Origin of the sequence: Protofrankia sp. Cas4 (assembly GCF_963555915.1) — a bacterium.
In the GTDB taxonomy this organism is placed as follows: domain Bacteria; phylum Actinomycetota; class Actinomycetes; order Frankiales; family Frankiaceae; genus Protofrankia.
Window position 1 is genome coordinate 1 of record NZ_CAUVXL010000250.1, and the last position, 3992, is coordinate 3992.

Sequence of the window (3992 nt, forward strand, 5' to 3'; positions counted from 1 at the left end):
GGGGCTATGACGCTATGGATCAGTAGCGATATGGATCAGTAGTACTACGATGCTCGGCGCCCCAGCACGGTCACCGACAGCCTGGCGTGCACTGCCGCACCGGCAAGAATAGCCGCAACGCGTGGCGGAGCTGCTACAAAGAGCAGCGCGCCGTCAGTCGTGGCTACGACACCTTCCGCTGCATCACGGGGACGGAGAACTGCTAGGACGGTGACGTCGGATGCAACGACCGTCGCGGTGCCGGCTTCGGTTGTCGGCCCTGCCGATGTGTCGCCGGTGGGCACCCCTGGCTGCCTTGTCGTCGACCCGTTCCGTGAGCTCGCGTCTGGCACGGCCATCTCGGTGGACGCCGCAAGCACGTCCACCCGATCACCGACGCGCAGGAACAGAACCGATCCGGCATCGCTGACGCGGACCGGTGTCGCGACCAGGCCAGCGGCTGCCTGCCGTTGGGTGAGCAGGCCGGGACCGAGGAACCGCGCATCGGTAATCGGTTCGCCACGACCGACCGGCGCTGCCAGGGTCCGCCCGACGGCTTCCTCGAAGCGCCGGGCGGTACCCACTGGCACGGCATCCACCGGTAACGACACGATCCGGACGTCGGTCGGGGCAATGATCGCCCCGCCCTCCAGCTCGCTGGCCGCCACAACCACCGCTGTGCCGGCCAACGGTTGGCTGGATCGCAGGGCGCCGGCGGCAAGGAGCAAAGCCAGACCGGCGAAGACACCCGCAAGAACCCGCCGCCGGGCCCCAACCGCGAGCCGCCAGGCACGTACCTCCCCGATACGCGCAGTTGTGCGTCCGGCAAGCCACATCGCGACCTCCACGATCTTCACGAGTGAACGTGAAGATCACATTAGCCACCGGGTGGGAAGCAGTCACGACCGGAGTGCGCATTGTGGACAAAGCGCTGTCCGCGTACGCCCGAGGCCGTCTCCTGTGGAAATCCGACCCATCGCAAGTGCCCGGATTACACAGACCGGTCGCCGGTGCAGCCAGGGAGTCACCAACGACCTCGGGCTCCCACGGAAGCCCCGAAGGAGTCCGAGGGAGCCCGCATCGATCAGGCCGCGGCGGTACCCGAGCCGCCGGAGGAGCTGGTTGAACCAGAGGAACTGGAGGAACCAGCCGATGACGCCGTGCTCGTGGCCGTCGACGAGCCTGCGGCACTCGACGTCGCGTCCACCGAGCCGCCCCCCGCGGGCGCACCAGCCCCGACGGTCTCCTTACTGGATGTGTCAGCGCCGGCCTCATTGCCGACCTTGTCTTTCGCCCGGTCCCGGACTCCACCGCCACCGGATCGGCTGTCGGTCTTGTAAAAACCGGCACCCTTGAACATGATGCCGACCGGGCTGAACACCCGGCGCAGTTTGCCGCCACAGGCGGGGCACTCGGTCAGCGCCGCATCGTTGAAACTCTGCACAACCTCAAGATCCTGATCGCACGCGGTGCAGCGGTACTCGTAGCGCGGCACGGACTCCTCCCAGGAGTTAGCACTCGACTTCGGTGACTGCCAACTCTAACCCGAGACGGCACCTCCGCGTCGACGACCACCCTCAGACCACGATCCGAGCCGGCTGTCAGCTCCGCCGGCACAGCGTCAACGCCAATGATCACTACACCGCGCACCAATAGCGCTACCGCGGGTCCACCGACAAGCCGGCAGCCCCGCACCGCACCGTGGCACGCGGTGTGACAACGACATGGACGCCGATATCGTGGGGTTCGGTCGGCACGTGGGCGACCAGCTCGTGGTCGTGCACCATTGCCACGATCAGCGCGTCCGGTCTCGCGCGCCGCAGCGCCCGGTCGTAGGAGCCACCGCCACGCCCCAATCGCCCTCCACGCACGTCGGCCGCCAACGCCGGAACAACGATGACATCCGCACGGATAAGATCAACAATCACTGCACCGAGCGGAGGTTCACGAGTTCCAAAGGCGCCTGCAATCAGCGATCCGTTGTACTCACGGAAATCCAGGTCTAGATCGGGTCGCATCGACGGCAGCAGGACACCCACCCCCCGGGCCCGCAGCTGCCCGAGAAGCCGACCTGTCTCCGGCTCGCCGGGCAGGTTCACATACGCAGCCACGCAGCGCGCCGCGGCCACCTCGGGAAGATCCAATACGCGTCGGGTCGACGAAGCGGCGGTGTACGCCTCGATCGAACCCTCTGACGCCGATCCGCCACCCGCCCCGAAGTCGGTACGGGCGATCCGACCGGCGCGTGCCGCGAGCTGGCGCGCCCGCAGCTCGACCTTCAGACTGTTCAGAGCCTCATCCGCGGGCATGTCAGGACGTGTCGCGGTCGATGTGATGCGGTGGACGTTCGGCGCGCAGCCACTCGATGTCGGTGTCCGCGCTCTCCTCAGAGGTGTCCCGGTCGTCGCCCCATCCGATGTCACGATCGTCATCGGAGCGTGCGTCGTCCCACACGAGCGTTCCTCCTTCCCAGTTCGGAAGCTTCGGACATCCCGTCCGGCCCGGCGAGCCCGGCGGGCTTCCCGCCGCTGCAGGCGGCCCATCTGCCCCACAGTGCTCAGCTGACAGCCTCTCGGCTGACGCTCCGGTCATGTCGCGGTCCGCGCCGAGCCACCGTCGCCCGGCGAACCCGGATCCCCCGCGCCCTCCACAACACGTGCGATCGCGTCCGCGACCGCATCCAACGCGTCGCGCACACCCGCCGAGTATGCCTCGAAATCACCCTCTGACCTGCGCATTCCCTTCTCCGTCACGACCTCGGGTACGACATCGATCGCCGCCCGCACCGCGCGACGATAGCGGGGTACCGAGACTGGAGGGTCCCCTTGTGGATCTTGATCGTATGCCTCGTCGTGATCCAGCGTCGCCCGAACCACGTCGCGGCGGGTTACCGGTGCCACCATCCGTATCCTCCCAGAACATTTGCTGTTCAGCAAAACAAACCATAGCGGTGTGCTTGGCTACCAGCAAAGCCGTTACGCTGTTCCGGTGGACGACAGTGAGCGGCTGGTCGGCATCGGGGACATAGCCTTCCAACTGAAGATCACGCGCCAGGCGGTTGACTACTGGACGCGCCGAGACCCTCAGTTCCCTGCTCCGCTACAGGTCATCAACGCACCTACCGCGACATCCAAAGGCACCCGTGTGTGGCGCAAACGCGACGTCGACGCGTGGATCGTCGAGTACTACAGGCGGCGAAGGGCCTAGTCAGCCAGAGATCTCGCATCCCCAGCGGCGTTCGGCAGTCCGAGCCCGGGTCGGCCAGGGCCGCCCGGGCTGGCGTGAACATGCCCTCTGGGGGTCGGATTCAACCAGTCAGGTCGCTGTCCACTGATGCGGATACGGATACGTGTGCACGTGCGGATGCGGATACGTGTGCACGTGCGGATGCGGATGCGGATGCCACCAACAGGCCACACTGGATTCGGGTTCATCACCGCCATCCGGACGGCAGGGCTTTGTCGACCGACGTTGTCGAGGTCATTTTCGATGACCTAATATTTTTAGGGGATTCGCTCATAAGAGTGCCTGGGAATAGGGGTGTGGATCAAAGATCGGGACTGGCGGACATGCATCGCAAGGCGGGAACCATGCCCAGAAGATCCAAAACAGGATCTCAGGTCTGTCCGATCCCACCCGCTCCCGATCCATCCTCGTGACCATAAAGATCATGTGCTGGCTCATCGGTGCCACGCTCGCACGAGTCTCCGCCGGCCGCACCGAGCACAAGCCACAGCAGCCGCACCTGCCGGGGCGAAAGACCGCTCACAAAGTGACGCAACGCCGCGTCCTGGTCGGCGACCTGACCCAGCAACGCAAGCATTCGTGCGGAGGCATACTCCTCCTGAGATCGGGTCGCGTGGTACATCCACACCCGCCGGACGCGTACCCGTTCGACATGCCCCTTGGTGATGAGACGCCCAAGTGTGGTGGCTACTGTACTGTGCGCGAGCCCCCCACCCAGGTTGTGCTGGATGGCGCCGGTACTCACGGGCATTCGAGCATCCCACAGC

General features: G+C 65.8%; 7 protein-coding genes. 1 reads left to right on the forward strand and 6 read right to left on the reverse strand.

Features of this window, described 5'->3' with window-relative positions; genetic code table 11:
* Positions 1 to 44 precede the first annotated feature (44 nt).
* The 5 genes from U9979_RS22635 to U9979_RS22655 all read right to left on the reverse strand — a co-directional run bounded on the left by U9979_RS22635 (position 45) and on the right by U9979_RS22655 (position 2882).
* The gene (locus U9979_RS22635) at positions 45 to 836 is read right to left on the reverse strand and encodes an SAF domain-containing protein (RefSeq protein WP_322750549.1); all 792 of its coding nucleotides are present in this window, start codon (positions 834 to 836) and stop codon (positions 45 to 47) included.
* A 227-nt stretch (positions 837 to 1063) separates the two neighbouring features.
* The gene (locus U9979_RS22640) at positions 1064 to 1474 is read right to left on the reverse strand and encodes an FmdB family zinc ribbon protein (RefSeq protein ID WP_322750550.1); all 411 of its coding nucleotides are present in this window, start codon (positions 1472 to 1474) and stop codon (positions 1064 to 1066) included.
* A 163-nt stretch (positions 1475 to 1637) separates the two neighbouring features.
* Entirely contained in the window at positions 1638 to 2288 is a 651-nt protein-coding gene (locus U9979_RS22645; protein WP_322750551.1) for a 5-formyltetrahydrofolate cyclo-ligase, read from the reverse strand.
* A 1-nt stretch (position 2289) separates the two neighbouring features.
* Entirely contained in the window at positions 2290 to 2433 is a 144-nt protein-coding gene (locus U9979_RS22650) for a hypothetical protein (RefSeq protein ID WP_322750552.1), read from the reverse strand.
* Positions 2434 to 2567: 134 nt separating this feature from the next.
* Positions 2568 to 2882, reverse strand: a complete 315-nt coding sequence (locus tag U9979_RS22655; RefSeq protein WP_322780880.1) for a hypothetical protein — start codon at positions 2880 to 2882, stop codon at positions 2568 to 2570.
* Positions 2883 to 2967: 85 nt separating this feature from the next.
* On the opposite strand from U9979_RS22655, the gene U9979_RS22660 reads away from it, so the two are divergent.
* Positions 2968 to 3186 carry a hypothetical protein gene (locus U9979_RS22660; protein ID WP_322766248.1) on the forward strand — a complete coding sequence of 73 codons (219 nt, stop codon included), beginning with the start codon at positions 2968 to 2970 and terminating at the stop codon, positions 3184 to 3186.
* Between the two features lie 409 nt (positions 3187 to 3595).
* Here U9979_RS22660 and U9979_RS22665 read toward each other — a convergent pair.
* A partial coding sequence (locus U9979_RS22665; RefSeq protein ID WP_322780881.1) for a BlaI/MecI/CopY family transcriptional regulator occupies positions 3596 to 3992 on the reverse strand: 397 nt, incomplete at its 5' end.